The 2,195-nt window shown below is 70.0% G+C and carries 3 protein-coding genes, 1 pseudogene and 1 riboswitch; of the genes and pseudogenes, 3 read left to right on the top strand and 1 reads right to left on the bottom strand.

Annotation, left to right across the window (positions count from 1 at the left end):
* From AB0M76_RS43400 to AB0M76_RS43390, 3 genes are all read left to right on the top strand, one after another.
* Positions 1-298, top strand: a 298-nt coding sequence (locus AB0M76_RS43400; protein WP_365958284.1) for a hypothetical protein, incomplete at its 5' end; no start/stop codon positions are given.
* 539 nt (positions 299-837) lie between these two features.
* A riboswitch (guanidine-III (ykkC-III) riboswitch) is annotated at positions 838-900 on the top strand.
* A gap of 80 nt (positions 901-980) precedes the next feature.
* On the top strand, positions 981-1,427 hold the full coding sequence (locus AB0M76_RS43395) for an Ohr family peroxiredoxin (protein WP_266659945.1): 447 nt from the start codon (positions 981-983) through the stop codon (positions 1,425-1,427).
* A complete protein-coding gene (locus AB0M76_RS43390; protein ID WP_365958283.1) occupies positions 1,420-1,872 on the top strand; it encodes a hypothetical protein in 453 nt (150 codons plus the stop codon). Before AB0M76_RS43395 ends, AB0M76_RS43390 begins: the two co-directional genes overlap by 8 nt.
* A 210-nt stretch (positions 1,873-2,082) precedes the next feature.
* On the opposite strand, the pseudogene AB0M76_RS43385 reads toward AB0M76_RS43390, so the two are convergent.
* A pseudogene (locus tag AB0M76_RS43385) lies at positions 2,083-2,195 on the bottom strand (lytic transglycosylase domain-containing protein); the annotation flags it as partial.

Here is a 2,195-nt window from a genome sequence, read left to right as displayed (position 1 = left end):
ACGGCTCCAGCCTTGCCCACTGTGCATCCGTCAGATCTCCACGCGCCACACCATGATCATCACCGATCAAGATCCACTTTCGCAACAGACCCTAGCGCCAGGGGCGACGAAGAATGTCGTATGGGAACGCTTCCAGCCTGCCGGTGCCGGCCCCAGGGCGGCAGTCACCACCATCCGTTTCCGCAACACAGAGCTGGCACGGGCGGAGATCCGAAGGCTGCACGAGTCGCTGCTGCACTGTGCTGGTGAGCGCTACTCGTACGACGGTGGACTTCTCTCCGTCATCCGCAGTCATTAACTGATCTTGCCGGAATGCGGCCGAGACGGGCGTTCGTCACCGAGCCACTGCTACCGCGATGTCTCGGCACGAGAAGACACAGAACGGCCGCCGCTACTTCAGCCCGTCCCCCGAGGTCACCCGTCTGCTCGCGCCAGCGCAGGATCATGCACCGCAAGGGCACAGCCGGTTCATGCAACTCTGGCCGTCGAGGCCGCAGCACCCCCCGAAATGCTTGAGGTCCGGATGCTGTTGGAGCCCCGGAGCATCATCCGGATGCAGAGCCACTGTGTTGCGGGGCCCTGCAGACACCAGGAACCCGTCACCGTCCGGGTCGCCGAGCAGAGTTCATGCCCGCACAGCCCGACCGAGGCCGCCGCCGAACTCCGTGCACTCAACGAGCCCACCGCCGACGACCCCGCCGACGGGGACGTATGTCCGTTCGAGCCGGCCGGGGCGCTTGGCGCGTGTCGGCCGGGGACGCCGGTCGGTGGGGGCGGGTGAGGAGGGTCACCACAGGTGAACGTCCCGGCGGGCCTGCTCCCGTTGCTAGATTGTTCGGCGGCCCGGTCCCGAGGCCCCGGACGAGATGCGCCGTACCCGGTTATGCACGACGACGCGCCAGGCGCCGTCCCACCGGCAGGCGCCGTAGCGCTGTCCGGCCCCGGGCGGCGTTCCCTCGTCGCACAGATGGGCTGACCACATGACCGTGCCGCTGACCCGCACCCTCTACCGGACGACCGCACACGCCAGCGGGGGCCGTACCGGATCGGTGGTCACCGACGACGGGCGCCTCGACGTCCGTCTGGCCCCGCCGCGCAAGAAGGTGCCCGGTACCACCAACCCCGAGCAGTTGTTCGCGGCCGGGTTCGCCGCCTGTTTCACGTCTGCGCTGGCCGAGGTCGCAGCCGAGTTCGGGGCGGATGCCTCGGCCGCGCGCGTCGCGTGCGAGGTACAGCTCGGTACCACGGACACGCCCGCCGGATACGGTCTCGCGGTCGGCCTCACGGTCTCCCTGCCGGGGTGGAAGGCGGCTGACCTGCTGCCCCTGCTCCACCGGGCGGATGCGGTCTGCCCCTACTCCCAGGCGGTCCGCGGGAACATCGAGCTCTCGCTGCTGGCCGTGGACGACACCGCCGCCGATGCCTGAGCCGGCAGGCGGCCTCGGAACCCCTCCGGCAGCGGGCGGGCCGGGCATCCCGGTGCCCGAGCGGGGTGCGTGGCTGCGGCGCGGCATCAGCCGGAACGGCGGGCCCCTGGTGGAAGACCGCGAGGTGGTGTGGCTGCAGGCCGGCCCGTACTTCGCCGACAGCCGGGGCTTCGCCGGCGTCACGTCCTTCGACGGCTCCCGCGTGCATTTCCACCACCTGGAGGGCGAGCCCGGGGAGGACACGGGCACCTTCCGGTGGGAGGGTGCGAACCTCATCGAGTGGGGCACCAACCCGGACGGCAGTACCTTCCTGGAGGTCTGGAGCCCACTGCCCGCCGACGGTGGCGACACCGGCTCCTGGGCCGGTACCGGCTACCACGTGGTGCGCGTCGGCCGACACCTGGTACACGTCGACTCCCGTGCGGGTACGTACTGGCGGACGTGACCGGTCACGGCTTCAACCGGGGCCGACGGGGGTGTGAGGCGCCGCCGTGAATATGCGCGGGCCTCCCCTCCGGGCCAGCGTGCTCCGACGTGCAGGCCTTCCGGCAGGGCGTGAGAGATCCGGGGCAAGGCTCTGCGGTTTTTCACGCGAAGACGCCCGGCCGGGAGGTCCCGGCCGGGCGTTCTCGTGCGTCTGCTGCCTACTGGTGGCTTAGTACCAGTGGTGGGTCTGCCAGAAGTTCCAGGCGCCGACCGGGCTGCCGTAGCGGGAGTTCATGTAGTCCAGGCCCCACTTGATCTGGGTGGCCGGGTTGGTCTTCCAGT

The organism is Streptomyces sp. NPDC051364 (genome assembly GCF_040682115.1).
Classification (GTDB): domain Bacteria; phylum Actinomycetota; class Actinomycetes; order Streptomycetales; family Streptomycetaceae; genus Streptomyces.
The sequence above is the reverse complement of the archived record's forward strand: the minus strand, read 5'-3'. Positions and strand labels throughout refer to the sequence as shown.